This window comes from Streptomyces sp. NPDC006691, assembly GCF_042869955.1.
Classification (GTDB): Bacteria; Actinomycetota; Actinomycetes; order Streptomycetales; family Streptomycetaceae; genus Streptomyces.
Map to the genome: position 1 here is coordinate 1,525 of NZ_JBIAGW010000052.1, position 1,348 is coordinate 2,872.

The 1,348-nt window shown below is 57.3% G+C and carries 1 rRNA gene (cut by a window edge); it reads right to left on the bottom strand.

What is annotated here, in order from left to right:
- A 23S ribosomal RNA gene (locus ACFYNP_RS38340) occupies positions 1-1,348 on the bottom strand; its annotated part reaches 1,489 nt to the left of the window's first position; the annotation flags it as partial.

A 1,348-nucleotide genomic window follows, 5' to 3' on the forward strand; every position in this document is an offset into this window, starting at 1 on the left:
AGGCCTACACCCTTACCCCGGGACAACCACCGCCCGGGCTGGACTACCTTCCTGCGTCACCCCATCGCTTACCTACTACAAGTCTGGGTCACCGGCTCCACCACTTTCCTTTCCCCGAAGGGTCCGGAACGGCTTCACGGGCTTAGCATCGCCTGATTCGATATTGGGCGTTTCAAAGCGGGTACCGGAATATCAACCGGTTGTCCATCGACTACGCCTGTCGGCCTCGCCTTAGGTCCCGACTTACCCTGGGCAGATCAGCTTGACCCAGGAACCCTTAGTCAATCGGCGCACACGTTTCTCACGTGTGTATCGCTACTCATGCCTGCATTCTCACTCGTGAACCGTCCACCACTAGCTTCCGCTGCGGCTTCACCCGGCACACGACGCTCCCCTACCCATCCCAGCCCCCGTTGGGGGTACATGCTGGAATGACACGACTTCGGCGGTACGCTTGAGCCCCGCTACATTGTCGGCGCGGAATCACTTGACCAGTGAGCTATTACGCACTCTTTCAAGGGTGGCTGCTTCTAAGCCAACCTCCTGGTTGTCTCTGCGACTCCACATCCTTTCCCACTTAGCGTACGCTTAGGGGCCTTAGTCGATGCTCTGGGCTGTTTCCCTCTCGACCATGGAGCTTATCCCCCACAGTCTCACTGCCGTGCTCTCACTTACCGGCATTCGGAGTTTGGCTAAGGTCAGTAACCCGGTAGGGCCCATCGCCTATCCAGTGCTCTACCTCCGGCAAGAAACACACGACGCTGCACCTAAATGCATTTCGGGGAGAACCAGCTATCACGGAGTTTGATTGGCCTTTCACCCCTAACCACAGGTCATCCCCCAGGTTTTCAACCCTGGTGGGTTCGGTCCTCCACGACCTCTTACAGCCGCTTCAACCTGCCCATGGCTAGATCACTCCGCTTCGGGTCTAGAGCGTGCAACTCAATCGCCCTGTTCGGACTCGCTTTCGCTACGGCTTCCCCACACGGGTTAACCTCGCTACACACCGCTAACTCGCAGGCTCATTCTTCAAAAGGCACGCAGTCACGACTGTATGTGCAAGCACATACAGCGACGCTCCCACGGCTTGTAGGCACACGGTTTCAGGTACTATTTCACTCCGCTCCCGCGGTACTTTTCACCATTCCCTCACGGTACTATCCGCTATCGGTCACCAGGGAATATTTAGGCTTAGCGGGTGGTCCCGCCAGATTCACACGGGATTTCTCGGGCCCCGTGCTACTTGGGTGTCTCTCAAACGAGCCGTTGATGTTTCAGCTACGGGGGTCTTACCCTCTACGCCGGACCTTTCGCATGTCCTTCGCCTACACCAACGGTTTCTGACTCG